Annotated in this window: 15 protein-coding genes; 6 read left to right on the top strand and 9 right to left on the bottom strand. The window is 71.7% G+C overall.

Annotated features, from left to right (window positions below):
- Positions 1-70 precede the first annotated feature (70 nt).
- Both ACSDR0_RS18955 and ACSDR0_RS18950 read left to right on the top strand, forming a co-directional pair.
- Positions 71-1234 (top strand): sensor histidine kinase, encoded by a 1164-nt coding sequence (locus tag ACSDR0_RS18955; RefSeq protein WP_435290153.1) that lies wholly within the window; start codon positions 71-73, stop codon positions 1232-1234.
- A 169-nt stretch (positions 1235-1403) separates the two neighbouring features.
- Positions 1404-2051, top strand: a complete 648-nt coding sequence (locus ACSDR0_RS18950) for a response regulator (protein WP_435290152.1) — start codon at positions 1404-1406, stop codon at positions 2049-2051.
- A 140-nt stretch (positions 2052-2191) separates the two neighbouring features.
- On the opposite strand, the gene ACSDR0_RS18945 is transcribed toward ACSDR0_RS18950, so the two are convergent.
- The 8 genes from ACSDR0_RS18945 to ACSDR0_RS18910 all read right to left on the bottom strand — a co-directional run bounded on the left by ACSDR0_RS18945 (position 2192) and on the right by ACSDR0_RS18910 (position 12026).
- Positions 2192-2428 carry a hypothetical protein gene (locus tag ACSDR0_RS18945; RefSeq protein WP_435290151.1) on the bottom strand — a complete coding sequence of 79 codons (237 nt, stop codon included), beginning with the start codon at positions 2426-2428 and terminating at the stop codon, positions 2192-2194.
- Positions 2429-2484: 56 nt separating this feature from the next.
- Positions 2485-3648, bottom strand: a complete 1164-nt coding sequence (locus tag ACSDR0_RS18940) for a cytochrome P450 (RefSeq protein WP_435290150.1) — start codon at positions 3646-3648, stop codon at positions 2485-2487.
- Between the two features lie 248 nt (positions 3649-3896).
- Complete coding sequence (locus ACSDR0_RS18935) at positions 3897-4682, bottom strand: neutral zinc metallopeptidase (protein ID WP_435290149.1); 786 nt, start codon at positions 4680-4682, stop codon at positions 3897-3899.
- 379 nt (positions 4683-5061) lie between these two features.
- Complete coding sequence (locus ACSDR0_RS18930) at positions 5062-5511, bottom strand: DUF6228 family protein (RefSeq protein ID WP_435290148.1); 450 nt, start codon at positions 5509-5511, stop codon at positions 5062-5064.
- Positions 5512-5632: 121 nt separating this feature from the next.
- A complete protein-coding gene (locus tag ACSDR0_RS18925; RefSeq protein WP_435290147.1) occupies positions 5633-5785 on the bottom strand; it encodes a hypothetical protein in 153 nt (50 codons plus the stop codon).
- Positions 5786-5894: 109 nt separating this feature from the next.
- The gene (locus ACSDR0_RS18920; protein WP_435290146.1) at positions 5895-9260 is read right to left on the bottom strand and encodes a chromosome partitioning protein ParA; all 3366 of its coding nucleotides are present in this window, start codon (positions 9258-9260) and stop codon (positions 5895-5897) included.
- Between the two features lie 155 nt (positions 9261-9415).
- Positions 9416-10819, bottom strand: coding sequence for a hypothetical protein (locus ACSDR0_RS18915; RefSeq protein WP_435290145.1), 1404 nt, complete (start codon positions 10817-10819; stop codon positions 9416-9418).
- Positions 10809-12026, bottom strand: a complete 1218-nt coding sequence (locus tag ACSDR0_RS18910) for a hypothetical protein (RefSeq protein WP_435290144.1) — start codon at positions 12024-12026, stop codon at positions 10809-10811. Before ACSDR0_RS18910 ends, ACSDR0_RS18915 begins: the two co-directional genes overlap by 11 nt.
- A 295-nt stretch (positions 12027-12321) precedes the next feature.
- On the opposite strand from ACSDR0_RS18910, the gene ACSDR0_RS18905 reads away from it, so the two are divergent.
- From ACSDR0_RS18905 to ACSDR0_RS18895, 3 genes are all read left to right on the top strand, one after another.
- The gene (locus tag ACSDR0_RS18905) at positions 12322-13176 is read left to right on the top strand and encodes a helix-turn-helix domain-containing protein (RefSeq protein ID WP_435290143.1); all 855 of its coding nucleotides are present in this window, start codon (positions 12322-12324) and stop codon (positions 13174-13176) included.
- A 128-nt stretch (positions 13177-13304) separates the two neighbouring features.
- Positions 13305-13688, top strand: coding sequence for a hypothetical protein (locus ACSDR0_RS18900; RefSeq protein WP_435290142.1), 384 nt, complete (start codon positions 13305-13307; stop codon positions 13686-13688).
- 361 nt (positions 13689-14049) lie between these two features.
- Positions 14050-14706, top strand: a complete 657-nt coding sequence (locus ACSDR0_RS18895; protein ID WP_435290141.1) for a response regulator transcription factor — start codon at positions 14050-14052, stop codon at positions 14704-14706.
- Positions 14707-14846: 140 nt separating this feature from the next.
- On the opposite strand, the gene ACSDR0_RS18890 is transcribed toward ACSDR0_RS18895, so the two are convergent.
- Positions 14847-15275: a winged helix-turn-helix transcriptional regulator gene (locus ACSDR0_RS18890; protein WP_435290140.1), complete on the bottom strand. Its 429-nt coding sequence runs from the start codon at positions 15273-15275 to the stop codon at positions 14847-14849.
- A 79-nt stretch (positions 15276-15354) separates the two neighbouring features.
- Here ACSDR0_RS18890 and ACSDR0_RS18885 point away from each other — a divergent pair.
- Positions 15355-15812, top strand: a 458-nt coding sequence (locus tag ACSDR0_RS18885) for a hypothetical protein (protein ID WP_435290139.1), incomplete at its 3' end; no start/stop codon positions are given.

The raw sequence follows: 15812 nt of genomic DNA, 5'->3' as shown, positions 1-15812 counted from the left end.
AGAAAGCAGGGAAGAGACCGTACTTTCGGCCGGTACAGGCCGGTGGGGTGCCTCACCTAGCCTGGACGCCGTGCGTGTTCCCGATCGGTTCAGGGTGGCGGCCGACGCCGGGCTCGGTGCCGTGTTCGCGGTGGCCGTGGCCTTCCAGGCGTACCAGGTCGCCGGCAGCTGGGGCGCCGAGCACTGGCCGTTCGGCGCGGCGGTCGCCGTCTGGGTGTGCGCGCTCGCCCTGGTGCGCCGCCGCGACCCGCTGTGGACCGCTGTCGCCGGACTGGCCGTGGCCGCGCTCGCCGTCCTTGTCACCCGCTTCGTCCACCTGCCCGCCGAGCCCAGCCCCGCCGCGTCCCTGGGGCTGGCGGTGCTCGTCGGCTCCGCGGTCAGGACGCTGCCCGTCCGTACGGCCTGCGCGGTGGCCGTCGCGGGACTGGCCGTGGTGGCGGGCGGTTTCCTGGCCGGCCCCGGTTCGGCCGTGCCGGTGCTGAGCGGTCTGTTCTGGCTCGCCGCCCTGGTGGCCGGGGCCGGCCTCCGGCTGCTCGCCGTCCGTCGCCGTACCGTCGCCGAGCGGATACGGCGTGCCGAACGCCTTGAGCTGGCCAGGGAGCTGCACGACGTCGTCGCCCACCACGTCACCAGCATCGTGCTCCAGGCCCAGGCCGCCCAGCTCGTCACCGCCAAGCACCCGGAGAAGGCGGCCGGATCCCTCGCGGGCATCGAGACCGCGGGTTCGGAGGCCCTGGCCGCCACCCGCCACGTGGTCGGCCTCCTGCGCGACGCCGCTCCCGCCGCCGAGGGCCACGAACGGCTCGGCGAGCTGATCGAGGGCTTCGAGAGCCACGGCCGCCGGGCGCACCTGCGGCTGGACGCCGAGCCGGCCGGCTGGCCGCCCCAGGTGAGCAGCACCGTGTACCGGATCGTACGGGAGGCGCTGACCAACGTCTCCCGGCACGCCCCGCACGCCCGCGCGGTGACCATCGGCATCACCCAGCACGAGAGGACCGTCACGGTCGAGGTCGAGGACGACGCCCCGCGGGTACCCGCCCGCCGCTACCGCCGCACCGGGTACGGCCTCATCGGACACGGTCTCACCGGTCTCAACGGATACGGCCGCGCTGGGTACGGCCTCATCGGAATGCGTGAACGCCTCGAGGCCCTCGGCGGCACCCTGACCGCCGGTCCCCGCCCCGGCTCCGGCTGGTCCGTCCGCGCCACCATCCCCACCGGCGGACGCCGATGACCCCGCCCGCGCCGCTCGGGAAGCGCCGGTGCCGGGTGACGCCGTCCGCGTTGGTCAGAGGGCGCCGATGCCGGACGATGCCTTCTGTGCCCGCCGGGGAGCGCCGGTGCCTGATGACCCCGTCCGCTTCGGCCGAAAAGCGCCGGCGCCGGGCCGTGGGGGAGCGGCGATGACCATCCGGGTGCTCCTGGCCGACGACCAGGCGATGGTCCGGGCCAGCCTGCGGATCATCCTCGAAGACCAGCCCGACATCACCGTGGTCGCCGAGGCGTGCGACGGTGTCGAGGCGATCGAGCAGGCCCGCAGGACACGCCCGGACGTGTGCCTCGTGGACGTCCAGATGCCCCGCCTCGACGGGATCGAGGTCGCCCGCGCGCTGGCCGAGGCCCCGACCAGGGTGGTCATGGTCACCACGTTCGACCTGGACGAGTACGTCTACGGGGCGCTGCGCTGTGGCGCGGCCGGATTCGTGCTCAAGGACGCGGGTCCGAGGCTGCTGGTCGAGGCCGTGCGGGCCGCGTACACGGGGGACGCGCTCATCTCGCCGTCCATCACGCTGCGGCTGCTGCGTCACCTCGGCGACCGCGGAGCCCGGCGCGAGGCCCGCGCGCCCGCGCGGCCCTTGTCCGGGCGGGAGACCGAGATCGTCCAGGCGATCGGCAGGGGACGCACCAACCAGGAGATCGCCGACGAGCTGTTCATCTCGCTGAGCACGGTCAAGGGATACGTGTCGGGCATCATGGCCAAACTCGGCGCGCGCAACCGGGTCGAGATCGTGGCCTGGGCCTGGGAAAGCCGCACGATGAACACGGGGTAGCGGACGGCGACGTCGGAGCCGGGCATCGAAGTACGACGCGGGGCCGGGCCGGGCAGAGGTGGCATGGAGACTTGATCTCGATCCAGGGCCTGAACCGGTCGGGCAGCCGGCTGCCCGCGGCCTGAAACAGTTCTATTGCTTCAGGTCGTGCGCTCGGTGACGAACACGAACTCGCGACCCGGGCGACCAGGCGCCTCTCGCACGTCCGGCACCTGATAGCCGTTGGCGACCAGGCCCGCCTCCATCTCGTCGTGGCCGCGGAACCGGAGGATGAGTGAAGATCGCATCAGGCACCCGGCGGCCATATCCACCTTCAAGCGCTCCGGCGACAGGTTTTCGGCCGTCACCGGTGCACGCTCATGGCGAATCGCGACCATAACGCGACCGGCAGTCACCGGGCGCCGGCCTCCGCCAGCGCCCAAGAGACCGCGGATCACCAGGCGACGGGGAACGCCGACAGGCCGTACACGACGTTGAACGAGCGGAACTCCGGCTCGCCCGCCTCGCGCAGCCCCGGGAAACGTTCGAACAGGGCGGAGAACGCGATGCGCATCTCCATCCTGGCCAGCGGTGCCCCGATGCAGTGGTGCGCGCCGTAACCGAACGCGACGTGGGCCAGGTCGGGTCGTTCGATGTCGAACCGGTCCGGGTCCTCGGTCAGCGCCGGGTCACGGTTGGCGGCCGGGAGCGAGACCACCACGATGTCGCCCTTCGCGATCGGCACCCCGGCGATCTCGGTGTCGGCCGTGGCCATCTTGGTGGCGCCCTGGTGGATGATCGTCAGCCAGCGCAGCAGTTCCTCGACCACGCCGTCGACCTTGGCCGGGTCCTCGCGGAACCGGTCGAGCTGCTCGGGGTGGCGCAGCAACGCCAGCGTGCCCAGGCCGATCATGTTGGCCGTCGTCTCGTGCCCGGCTATCAGCAACAACCCGCCGATGCCGACCAGCTCGTCGTTCGACAGGTCGTCACCGTGCTCGCGGACCAGCATGCCGATCAGGTCCTCGCCCGGCTCGACCCGTGCCCGCCCGACCAGCCCGGCCATGTAGGCGCTCAACCCCACCTGCGCCTTCCCGCGCTCCTCGGCCGGGCGGTTGAAGTCGAGGATCGCGACGCTGAGAGCCTGGAATTCGTCCCGGTCCTCGTAGGGCACCCCGAGCAGTTCGCAGATGACCAGCGACGGGATCGGGGTGGCGAACCGGGAGACGAGGTCGACCGGCGTGCCGGTACGTTCCATCGCGTCCAGATGGTCGGCGACGATCTCGCGGACCCGGGGTTCCAGACGGCGGATACGGCGCATCGTGAACTCGGGGGTCAGCATGCGGCGTAACCGGGTGTGGTCAGGCGGGTCCATCAGCAGCAGCGCGCCCGCGCGGAGGCGCTTGGCCTGCTCCTCACTCATGGGGGGCAGGTTGACGCCACTGGCGTAGCTGAACAGCTCGGCGTTCCTGAGCACGTCGCGCACGTCGTCGTAACGGGTGACCAGCCAGGCCTGCGTGCCGTAGGGCGTGGAAACACGTTGCAGGCCGGGTTGCTCGCGGGCGACGGCCAGCTCGGGATCGGGGTCGAACTCCTGGCGGCGCATATGAAGGGGCAACATGTCGTCTCCTGAGGGAATCGGGGCTACCCCACAAGATCTCGTCAATGGAACGATCATGCAATCTCGGTGCGATTCAGCCCAGGAGATTTGAACCCCTGACATCCTGCATGCAAAGCAACCCGGGTGAGGGCGAGACCTTCCCGGCCGATCCACAGGTCTCAAGCATCGCTCGCGGAGACGGCCGGCTCGCCGATCCGGCCGGCCATCTTCGTCGTACGGGTCACGCGTGCCGTCACCGGCCTTGACCGTCAGGCAACGCGCGAGGAGGACGCCGTCCAGGTGTTGCAGGAACCGGGATCGCCGCTTTTGAAGCCGCGGTCGAGCCAGTAGGCGATGTTCTTGCCCTTGCCGAAGTAGCGCTTCTTCTTGGAGTTGTGGTCGCCGTTCGCCTTCACGACTTCCAGCAGCGCGGGCCAGCCCTCGCTCCCCTCACCCGCCGTCTTCCAGACGCTTCCCAGAAAGACTCCTGCCAGGCAGCCCGTTTGAAGTGACCAGCGCCGCTCCTTTTCGAAGCGCTCGGCTTCGTTCCTGTGCGGCAATGCATTGAAACCGCCCGCTATGCCGTTGATGTGCTGCAGGTGGTTGCCGTAGAGCCCGGCGACGTACTGGAGGTGGAAGATCTCACGGGTCAGCAGGTAGTAATCCTTGTTCACCAGGAGCGCCATCGTCTTCGTCGTGGGGCAGTAACGGGCGAGGAGACCCTTGCTCCAGCTCTTGCCGCAGAACCGCGTCGGCTTGGTGAGGACGACGAGCTTGGCAGGCGCGAAGGGCAGTCCGGCCCTCTTGGCATGGGCCGACCACGAGGCGTTCAGGCAACGCCACAGCGCGGCCAGCGCGCGCTTCGCGGCCGTGGTGCTCTGGATGCTGAGCGCACCGTCAGGGTATTTCGAGGGCTTGATCTCTTCGCTGCGGTAGAGGCTGTTGTCGGTCAGGGCGGGCACGTCCTGGACGGGATAGGTGAGGGCATCGGCCCTGCCGGAGACGAGGAGGACGCTGAGGAGGTCCGAGGCCACCAGCACGAGGGGTCTGAACACGAAAAAGCACGTTAGAGCAGAGTGTGGTCAAGGATGAAGCCCGGGACATCGCACCGATCGCACGAGCCTGGCCGATCTTGTTCTACTCGGCCACACTCAGCGGCCGTATCTCGGTTCTCGCGGGCGGAACCAGAGAGCTTCGGAGGCCGCGCGGACGGGCGCGATTTCGGAGGCCGCGCGGACGGGCGCGATGGAAGGCTCCGGCGGCAGTAACACGGGTCCGGCCCCTGGCCGTCTCGGAGGTGTGCCGTACTTCTTTTCCGGGTGCCCACCGAATGCGGGGAGAAAGCCGACGTCGCGATCGCCTCCAACGAGAGCTTCGGCAAAGCGCACGTGTTCGCGCGAACCTGTGTCAGGTGGTGCCGAAACAGCGCAGGTTTCAGGGGCGGGCGAAGAAGGCCCGGATGTCGGCGGCCAGGGAGGTCATCTGCTGTCCGCCTTCGATCCAGGTCGTGATGGACGCCTCCCACGCTGCTTGGTGGGAGGACCACGGACGCAGTGTCCAGGTCAGCTCGACGTGACCGCCGGAGTGGAAGACGGCTACGAGCGTGAGCTGGTTGGTATGCCAGGTACGCTCTCCGGTCCAGCCGCGAAAGTCGTCCGCGAGTGTTCGCAGGAAGGAGGCCATGTCACCAGCGCCATCCCAGATCGCGACGGTCGCGCCGGGGATCGTCGCCCGCAGCCCGTCAGCCTGGGCTTCGATGGTGAAAGCGGTTTCGTCGCTGTCGACGAACTCCCTGCCGGTGAGCCGAACGACAAGATCTGGGTCTTGCGAGCAGCGAACCGTCACGTTGAGCGGCCCGGCCTGTTCGTGCTCTTCATGGTCCACGTGAGCAGGGTAGTTCGTACTGGACCTGCTATTGGGTTGAGCCGGGTAGGCGCCCCGCGTCGGCGTGGTCCGCGAGGTAGATCAGATCGTGGATCCTCCGGTGTTCGGGAACGTGCGTCGCTTACCGGGGCTGGGGTCGTAGCCCGTCGAGGGTGAGCTGGGCGAGGTGCGCGGAGCGCTCGCGGCTGGTTTCCGCGCCGGCGTGGCGGATCGCGGCGAAGGCGCCGGCGACCAGTGCCATCACCTCGTCGACGGTGAGGTCGGGGCGGCGCACCGGTTAGGGTTCGCGTCGCTCATCGTGACCCGATCCATCAGCCACGAGCGTGGTGCTCCCAGACGCCGTCATAGCCACACCTGCTCAGCTGCTCACCGGCCCCACCGCCTCACCGGCTCACCGCGGAGGCCAGGGCACGCACCCGCTCGGCGTGCAGGTCGTGGCCGATGACGATCGGCGGCTCGTTGTACGGCATGGCGTCGGAGGAGCGGCGCAGCTTGACGTACTGCCCGCAGGCGTCGACGGCGTAGGGCTCCATGTCGTCCTGCAGCGCGCCGATCACCGTGATCCCGTACGTCTCGCCGATCCGGCGGAACAGCGCCACCGCCTCCCTGCGGTGCTCCTTGCCGAGGTTGCGCCCCAGCTCGTCGAGGACGAGGCACAGGTGCCCGCCGCCTGAGGAGGCGATCGCCGCCGCGCAGACCAGCTTCACCGCCTTCTCGTCCATCAGCGCGGTGTTGGCCCGCCGGTTGTACGGCACGAAACCCTGCCCCTCGCCCCTGCGCCACTTGGGCGTCACCCGCCACGCCCAGCGCTGCTCGGGATCGGCGGGCGCGGGCGGGACGGGGAACTCCAGCGTCGCGCCGTAACCGCCGTAGGAGGTGTCGAGCTTGTCGAACTCCTCGGCCACCCGGGTCAGCCGCGCCCTGATCGCGGCGGTCAGCGCGGCCCGGTGCACGGCGGTGGACTGGGCCGCCTCCTCGGCGCCCCTGGCGGCGGCCGTCAGGTCGCGCTGCCGGGTGGTGATCTGCGTCTCGATCTGGCGGCGCCGGTGCCGCTCGTACTCCTCCTGACCGCGCAGGTAGGAGGCGAGCGCCGAGCACACGCCGGGGAACGTCGCCTGCTCGCGGGCGGTGCGCCCGGCGCCGGGCGCGGCCCGTTCCCTGACCAGGAAGCGCAGCTCCTCGGGCATCTCCTCGTCATCACCGGGGAAGGTGTCGCGCAGCGCCTCGTCCAGGCGGCGCTCGGCGGCCCGCCACCACTCCTCGGACGTCAGCGGGCGTTCCTGCTCGTCCAGGGCGCCCAGCCATTCGCGGGCTCCGTCAACGGTGCCGCCCCACTCACCGGCCAGCGCGTCCAGCCCGAGCGCGTCGCGGTCGGCGGCGATCCTCGCCGCCTGCTCCGCGGCCTGGTCGCGGTCGGACTCGTGCCGGGCCCTGCGGCCCTCCAGACGCTCGATCTCCATGCTTCTCGTACGGGCCCGGAAGTCCAGGCCGCTCGCCCGGCGCTCGGCCTCGTCCGCCTTCGGCGCGATCCCGGCCAGCGCCTCGGACAGCTCGGTGAGCGCGGCCCGCCGCTCGGCCAGCCGCCTCTCGATGTCGGCCAGCTGCACGGACGCCTTCGCCCCCTCGAGCCTCCTGCCCGCCTCGGCCACGGCGTCCTCGGCGGCCCGCACGACCGCCGCCGCGCTCTCCTGCGTGTCGCGCGCCCGGTGCAGGCGCTGCTCGGCCGCCTTGATGCGGGCCTCTCTGCCGGTGACCGCCACCTCGAACGACCCCACGACGGTGACGCCCGCCGCGCTGACCAGCACCGATCCGGGCAGCGCGCCCAGTGCCCGCGCCGCTGCCTCCAGGTCGGCCGCGTCGACGATCACCGCGTGCTCGTGCGGCCACCCGCGTGCTCCCAGCGCGGGCGCCGCCTGACCGCCTCGGCGCGGCACGGCCTCGTCGTCTCGCGCCTGCTCGGCGACGTCGATCGCGTCGAGCAGGCCGGTCGCCCCGACACCCGCCTCGGCGAGCGCGTTGAGCTGGGCCGCCGCCGGGCCGCCCTCGGCGTCGTCCAGCGCGGCCTTCGCCCCCTCGGCCTCCCGGTCGGCCACGCCCAGCGCCTTCAGCGCCTCGTTCAGCCGGGTCCTGGCCTCGGCCAGCTCGGCACCCGCCGTCGCCACATCGCGTCCGTCGGCCAGGCGGCGCTGCTCCTGGAGGCCCGGGATCCAGCCGCGCAGCTCGTCGACCGAGTTTTCCGCCACCGCCCGGTCGGCGTCGAGCTTCGCCGCGCGTGCCTGCAGGGCGGTCAGCTCCTTGCGGGCCTCGGCGAGCCCGCGCTCCAGCGTGTCGTCCTTGAGCGTGGCGATCTCGGCCCTGACCTCGCCGATCGCCTCCGTGGCACGTGCGCCCGCCGCGTGGACCCGCTCCAGCTCGACCGCCAGCGCGTCGTCCCGCTGCCCGGCGTCGGCCAGCCTGCGCGCCAGCCGCCCCCGCCAGGAGCGCATCGCGTCGGCCAGCCGGACACGGGCCCGGTCACGCCTGTCGAAGGTCTCCAGGAGCGTACGGGACTCGTCCTCGAACTCCCGGAGCAGTTCCACGGCCCGCGTCGCCCGCACCCGCCTGGCGTGCTCGTCGCGGCGGGCCTCCCGCTCCTGGTCGAGCTCGGAGTCCAGGCCGGTCAGCGCGGCGATCGCCTCGAAGACCCGCTCGGGGGAGATCTCGTTGAGCGGCTGGGAGAGCAGGTTGGTGGCGACCTTGCTCCGTACCGAGGTCGACAGGAACGACACGCACCTGACACGGTCGCCGTACAGGAACCTGGTCAGGTCGCGCGCCACCACGTCGCGGCGCCCCGCCGAGCGGGGCAGCGCCGCCCACAGCTCGTCGGCCCGCGCCACCCGCTCCGCCTCCGAGGCCGCCGTCGCCAGGCGCACCCCCTGGATCCACCGGATCTCCAGGTGCGGCGCCTCCTGGTTGACCCGCAGCCACACGGTCACCGCGTCGTCCAGGGAACCGGTGCCGGCGGGGACCGCGTCCGAGGAGCCGGTGTCGTCCGGAGAGCCGCCGCCCACGGGATCGCCCTCGACGGGGCCGGTGCCCATGGCGCCGGCGCTCGCGAGGCCGGTGTGCGCGGGGTCGGCGCTTGCGAGGCTGGCGCTTGCGAGGCCGGTGTGTGCGGGGTCGGTGTGTGCGAAGTCGGCGGGCGCGAAGACGCCGATGATGTAGCCGTGGTCGGCGCTGGCCCATGTCCGGCCACCCCCGCCCGCCGCGAGCTCGGCGTTGAACAGCAGCTCCGAGACGGACTTCGCGCCCGAGGCGAAACGCCACTGCTCGTCTCCGAGCAACGCGGTGATCATCGCGATGAACGACGACTTGCCCGCGCCGTTGGAATCCTTCGGCCCCGCGCCCGCGACCACGATCAGCGTGCCCGGCACGGTCGGCACCGGGTGGGTCGAGAGCCGCGAGATGTTGACCGGCTGCACGGCGATCAGCACCCGGTCACCCACCACGTTCTCGCTCGGGGCGGTGGCGCGGGTCGTCTCCACGGGGACCAGGGTCGCCTGCGTCCCGCCCACGTCCTCGGAGGCCCCGGTTCCCCCGCTCCGAGTGCTCTCCGCCCGGCCCTTCCTGGTCCGAGCGGCCCCGGTGGCCTCGGCCCGGGGGTCTCCGGCCCCGACGCCTCCGGTCCCGGCCGTGCCGGTGCGGCTCTCCGTGGCCCTGGCCCGGCCTCCGCGTGAGCTCTTCGCGGCCTGGTTCCGCTCGTCGGTCAACCCCGTCGTTCCTTTCTTCCGTCCTGCTTCCGGCGCCTGGAGCGCCGGGTCTCCCGCACTCCGCCCGGGGTTCGGCTCATCGTGAGCGACGGCCTCTTCGCGCTCACCCGGCGTCCGGGGCGCCGGGGCTCCGGCACCTCGTCGTCGCGGTCCGCTCACCGCCGGTTGGCCCGTACGGCCGCCGCCAGCGGGGTGTGCGGCCCCGCCGCGAGGATCAGCTCCTCCTGCAGGCGGCGCCTGGCCTGCGGGGTCAGCCGGTGGAACTGGGGCCCCGGCACGTAACCTCCGGCCTCCTCGCCCGCCTTCACCTGGGTCACCAGACCCGCGTGGCGCAGGGTGCGCAGCGCGGCGTCCAGCTCGCCGATCGGCAGCCTGGTGTGCCGCCGGAGCTCGTCGACCTGGGCGGGGAACGGCGAGAGCCAGCTGTCGGCGGGCAGCAGGCCGTCGGCCCGGGGGATCGCCACCGAGTGGATCAGCACGAGCACCAGAACCGCCCGCTCGGACTCACCCGGAGCCGCTCCCGCTCCCGTTCCCGAGACCGAACGCGCTCCCGCCCCCGAAGACGAGTCCGACCCCGAACGCGTTCCCGTTCCCGTTCCCGTTCCCGTTCCCGTTCCCGTTCCCGTTCCCGTTCCCGTTCCCGTTCCCGAGACCGAATTCGCTCCCGCCCCCGAAGGCGAGTCCGACCCCGAACGTGCACCCGCTCCCGTGAGCGTCTCGGCCGCGTAGCCCGAGGTCCACGCGTCGCGGTCGTGGATCAGGACCCGGCCGCGACGCTTCAGCATCTCGGTGAGCGCGCGGCGCAGCACCGGGTCACGCAGCGCGGGGAAACGGGCCTCGTGCACCGGCTCGGCCGCGTGCTCCACCGCCATGAAGGCCGCCACGACCTCGGCCCTGCGCCGCTCGTCGAACGGGCCGAGCAGGTCCTCGTCCACCTCCTCGGGGACCGTGACACCGGCCCCCGCCTCCGTGTCGTCAGGCGTGTCTTCGACGACCGGAAGCACCTCCGGACCGCCCGGGACCTCCTCGCCGGAGGGCAGGCGGCGCATCAGCTCCCGCAACTGGACGTGCGACGTGGCGGGCCAGGAGGCGCACCGGGGGCCGAGCCGTACGAAACCGTCGGAGACCTCCAGCCAGGCCGAGTCGTGCAGACGGCGCAGCGCGCCGACCGCCCAGTTGCGCATGAGGTCGTCGCCGCGCCCGATCAGCGCCCGGTACGCCGACAGCACGTCGTCCACCGTCGCCGGGGTGCCGGGCCAGGGGTCGGCGGCCAGGTCGGTCCAGCAGCACCGCAGCGCCGCGGCCAGCACCCGCCGGGTCTCCCCGGAGCGCTCCACCGCCACCGGCGCGACCTGGTATTCCTCCAGGAGCGACGGGGTCGCACCGTCGGGCCAGACCGGCAACGCCAGGCCCGTCCCGTCGCCGCGCCCCAGCCGCGCCATCCCTGCGGGAGCCTCCTCTCCGGCTCCGAGCGGGAGGGGACCGCCCGCTCGGGCGCGGACGTGCGCCATCCGGGACGGCTCGGCGTCGGCCGTCGAGGCCCGCGCGTCAGCCGGCACCGCCGGTCCTTTCGAGATGGCCGTGGGAGAGCCAGGCGGGCTCGCCGCCGGGGTCGGCGGTGAGACCGTCGGACCAGCGCAGGTTGTACGGGGAGTCGGGACGCAGGTCGGCGGAGACGAGGTCGGCCAGCAGGCGGCGGGCGGAGACCCACTCGCCGTCGGCGGTGAGCAGCTCCTCCAGCCGGGCGGTGGAGCGCCCGGCGAGCGCTGCCTCGGCCACGGCGGTCAGGTGGTCGAGCCCGTCGGTGCCGGGGGTGTGAATGTCGGCGGGGCCGGAGTCGGGCAGGGCCGAGCGCGGGGGAGTGGGCTGGGCGGGTGCCGGGCGGGGGCTCTCGTCCACGGCCCTGACGATCGCCGCCGGGTCGTGCCAGGGGGCGGGGGCGTCGAAGACGAAGCCGTCGAGCACCGAGGCCAGGCGCTCCCTGCTCGCGGTCTGCGCGAAGGTGCGCCAGGTCTCCGCGGGCAGCAGCGTCAGGTTTCTCGTGGTGCCCGCGGAGTCGGCCAGGCGCCCGGCGGCGCGGCGCGAGGCGTCACTGTAGGAGTAGATCGCGGCGCGCAGCTCGGTGCAGGTGCGGTCGAGGTCGGGCCAGCGGGTGAGGATGGTGCCGTGCAGGCTCTGCGCCCGCCGGGCGATCTCCTCGGTGCCCCACAGCTTGGGCGCCTGCTCGCGCAGCTCCTCGATGGTGCCCCCGGTCAGGGTGATCAGCTCCAGCGCCCACAGCCGGAAGGCGCGTGACAGGTTCTGCGCGCTGGCGCGGGCCTCCTCCATCGTCGTGCGGGGGTCGGCCACGTTGAGGTCTTCGAGCGCGAGCAGGCGGTGCATCTCCGACTGGCCGCCGTCGTCCATCATCCGGCGGATGAACATCAGCCCCACCACGCTGGTGAACGACGCGCGGTAGCGGAGCTGGTTGGGCTTGGGAAACACCTCGCGGATCGCGCCGAGACCGCGCAGGACCCGGAGCCGGTTCTCGAACCGGTCGAGCGGGTAGGCCCGGCAGACGTGGCGCATCTGCTCGTGGGTCAGCCACTCCTCGCCCGCCTCGGCGAACGCCGCGAACAGCGTCTCGGCGATGTCGACCAGCGTGGGGTCGTCCACCACCGCGCCGCTGTCGCGGGCGAGCGCCGCGAACATGCGGCGGTAGGTCGAGAGCACGGCCTCCTCGGTGAGGGCCGAGTCGAGCGTGATCTCGTGGTTCGTCTCTGGCACGCGCCCTACCGTAAGGCTTGCGCCCGACAATCCTGACCCGGACCGCTGAGAATCGCCCCCGGTCCACGACGGAGCCGAGGCCGCGGACCAGGGAAGACGAGGGTTCACCGGGCACGGTGCCGTCCCACGAGGTCGCCGGGCGGGGAACGCGCCGCGGGCGGACAGCGGACGAATCCGGGGGACGTGATGGGAGCGCGCCCACTATTTTTACAACTATTCGCAACATTTAAGACAGATCGCAACATCCAACGTACTGTTCGGAGAACAACCTCCCCGCGGTGACAAGGTGATGGAGATGGCGACCTCCACAGCACGCATCGACGAGGCCAAAGGCATTCTCGCCGCCAGGCTCAGGGCGCTCCGCGCCGACGCCGGGCTGACAGGGCGAGCGCTGGCGGCGAAGACCGGCCTGGACCACACCAAGATCTCCAAAATCGAGAACGCGGTCCAGATGCCCAACCAGGCGGACATCCGTACGTGGTGCGAGGCCTGCGACGCGGACGAGCAGGTGGTCGACCTCATCGCGGCCGCCCAGAACATCGACGCGATGTACACCGAATGGCGCCGCCTGGAGGAGAGCGGCCTCGGCCACGTCCAGCGCTCGTTCCAGCCGCTGTACGACAAGACCCACCAGTTCCGTGTCTGGCAGCACTCGGCCGTCCCCGGCCTGCTCCAGACCGGGGACTACGCCCGCGGCCACCTGCGCGCCATCATCGACTTCCGGGGCATCCCCGACGACATCGACGCCGCGGTCGCGGCGAGGCTGAAACAGCAGGAGATCCTGCGCAACGGGAGCAAGCGGTTCGCGTTCGTCGTCGGGGAGCAGGCGCTCCGCATGCCGCTGGTCGGCCCCGAGCAGATGGTCGCCCAGCTCGACCGTCTGGCGGAGCTGACCAGCGGCACCGCGAACGTGTCCTTCGGCATCGTCCCCGCGACGATCAGGCCGCCGCTCATGCCGCCGGAGAACTTCTGGATATACGACGCCAACCGGGTCCGTATCGACACCGTGCCCGGCCAGATCCAGCACAAGGCCCCGAGTGACGTGGTCGTGTACGAGAAGGCGTTCCAGGCGCTGAGCGGCGCCGCGGCGTACGGGCAGGAGGCCCGTGACATGCTGCGGGCCGCGGCCGCCGCGTTCCGCGAAAAGTGATGTCCCGCGAGAGGCGATGCTCTGCGAGGAGTGCCGTCCCGCGAGGAGTGGTGCTTCGCGAGAAGCGAACGCGCAACATCGCGCAACATCGTTGAGGCGGGCGTCCCCGGATCCTTACCCTCACCAGCGTGACCGTTGATCACATGACCCCCGAAGACCTCGCGCCTCCCGCAGCCGAACTCCGGGCCCGTGAACTGGCGGCCCTGCTGGCCCGATCCCACAACATCCCGGCGGACGTCCACCGCCTGCCGTCCGGAAAGATCGTCATCTCCGTCTACTACGGCCTGGTCGCCCGTCTGGACGACGCGTGCCGCTTCTGGTGGATCGTCCCGGTCTCCACGGACCGGGACAGGCCGCTGTGGACGAGCGCCGCCACCCCGGGCGCGGCGGCGGCCAGGATCGCCGTTCACTACCGGGAACTACGCGCCCGCCCGCTGGTTCATCTCATACGCGGCGGATACCTGCTGACCGACGTCCTGCTGGAGCACCATGAGGCCGCCGCCCCGGTCTGACCGCGCCCGTCGCGGCGGCGATCCGGTGACGGAACGCAGCCGGAACCGTCTCCCCGGATCTCACCTCCGGCATGTGGCGGACCCGAGACCGGTCGCTCCGGAGAGGGGGCCGTGCCGCCTGCCGTAACCGGTCCGCGCGGCCGATTCGGCCGTTTCGCGCGGTTCGTGCGCACCTTTCGCGGGTGCACCCGCTGATTGCCGGCCCCCAGTGGGCGTACCGCGAAGTCTCCCACCTGCACGAATCGCGGTCCAATGCCGCGTGTTTCGTGTTTAACTCGGACTTGCGGTAGCCACCCGACTTCCTTGGGTAGTGTCCCCGGGCCAGGTGAGAGCGCGCGGTGCAACAAGGGGGAGACGATTCATGATCAGCGTCCTGATCGCCGAGGACATGCATCTCGTCCGAGGGGCCATGGTCGCCCTGCTCTCCACGGAGAGTGACATCAAGGTCGTCGCCGAGGCCGGTCACGGCGACGAGGTGGTCCGCTCCTGCCTGCTTCACCGGCCGGACGTCGCGCTCATCGACATCGGCCTGCCCGGCACCGACGGCCTCACCGCGACGGCGGAGCTGCACCGCAGGCTTCCCGAGTGCGGGACGGTGATCCTGACCGGGCTCGCGACCCCGGCCGCGCTGTGCCGGGCGCTGGACGCCGGAGCGCGCGGCTTCGTCGTCAAGGACGCCCCGGCGGGTCAGCTCGCCGACTGCGTACGCCGGGTGGCCGCCGGCGAGCGGGTCGTCGACCCCGAGCTGGCCGTCGCCGCCCTCAACGCGAAGAGGAACCCGCTCACCGCGCGCGAGCTGGAGGTCCTGCAGGCCGCGGCCGAGGGGGCGCCGGTCGGGGAGATCGCCGACCGTCTGTGCCTGTCCGGAGGCACGGTACGCAACTATCTGGCGCGGATCCTCAACAAGGTCGACGCCCGCACGCGCGTCGAGGCGGTCAGGATCGCCAGGGAGGCGGGCTGGCTATGGTCCGACGACCCGACCAGCCTGGGCCTGACCCGTTACCGCTCGCTCAACTGACCGCCCGGCCCTCCCCTACGGACCGACGTCCTCGCTGGCCCCACGGGCTCCAACCCCGAAACCGCCGTCACCGGCCGGTCCGAAGCGGGAGGGGCGAGGCCCGTGGCGCCTGAGACCGTCTGCCGCTCGCCGCCCGGAGGTCACCGCCGGGCGGTGGCGTCGTAGCGGTGGCGGGCCTCCTCGATGTGATCCAGGTGCCGGCGGGTCCAGCCGCAGATGCCGTTGACGGTGTCCCGCAGGTCCCGGCCCGCGGAGGTCAGGGTGTACTCCACGCGCGGGGGCACCGTCGGGTGGACCACCCGGTCCACGAGACCGTCGCGTTCCAGCCCGCGCAACGTCTGGGTCAGCATCTTGTGACTGATGCCCTCGATCTCGGTGCGCAGTTCGGTGAAGCGCAACGTGCGCTCGCCCATCACGTTGACGATCAGCAGGGCCCACTTGTTGGCGATCCCGATGAAGATCTCGCGTGCCAGCGAGTCGGCGCGGGTCAGGTCCGCCCGGTGCGGCACGGGGCTGAGCTGCTCGGTCACCGCGAGGTGCCTCTCTCTCCGCGAAGTGCGTTCTTCCACGTCAACGCACACTCTCCTACGGTTACCGGGTAACCGCAAAAGAGCACGGCCGGACGGCCCGCCGACAGGGAGAAGCACCATGACGATCGTGAAGACCTATGGCCGCCTGTGGGCCGACGACCTCGACCGGGTCCTGCCCCTGCTGCGGGAGATGGTCGGGGCCGAACCCGACCTGCGGTTCGCCTTCGACGGCGTCGAGCTGGCCGCCATCGGGGACCTCCTCGTCGTGGCAGGTCCGCCGCGGGAGCGCGCGAAGTACGCCCACGCCTCGGCGACCGTCATCGTCTCCGACCTCGACGAGCAGGTCCGCGCCCTGGAAAGGCACGGCGCCGAGATCACCACCGCGATGGGCACGAGCGCCACCGGGCGGTTCCTCTACGCCCGCCACGCCGGAGGGCCGGAGGTGGAGTACGTCGAGTGGGTGCCCGAGCTGGTCGAGCGGATCGCCGGCGGAGCAATCGTCAAGACCTGTGGATCAAGAGTTTTAGGCAGCTGCGGATGGAGCCTGGTCACCGGGTCGTTCGACGAGTTTGCCGC

The sequence above is a fragment of the Streptosporangium sp. G11 genome (assembly GCF_051192615.1).
Lineage (GTDB): Bacteria > Actinomycetota > Actinomycetes > Streptosporangiales > Streptosporangiaceae > Streptosporangium.
The sequence above is the reverse complement of the archived record's forward strand: the minus strand, read 5'-3'. Positions and strand labels throughout refer to the sequence as shown.

Excerpts from the sequence above, each read along its gene's own strand:
- ACSDR0_RS18940 (WP_435290150.1), bottom strand. The coding sequence starts at position 3,648 with ATGTTGCCCCTTCATATGCGCCGCCAGGAGTTCGACCCCGATCCCGAG.
- ACSDR0_RS18945 (WP_435290151.1), bottom strand. The coding sequence starts at position 2,428 with ATGGTCGCGATTCGCCATGAGCGTGCACCGGTGACGGCCGAAAACCTG.
- ACSDR0_RS18950 (WP_435290152.1), top strand. The coding sequence starts at position 1,404 with ATGACCATCCGGGTGCTCCTGGCCGACGACCAGGCGATGGTCCGGGCC.
- ACSDR0_RS18905 (WP_435290143.1), top strand. The coding sequence starts at position 12,322 with ATGGCGACCTCCACAGCACGCATCGACGAGGCCAAAGGCATTCTCGCC.
- ACSDR0_RS18895 (WP_435290141.1), top strand. The coding sequence starts at position 14,050 with ATGATCAGCGTCCTGATCGCCGAGGACATGCATCTCGTCCGAGGGGCC.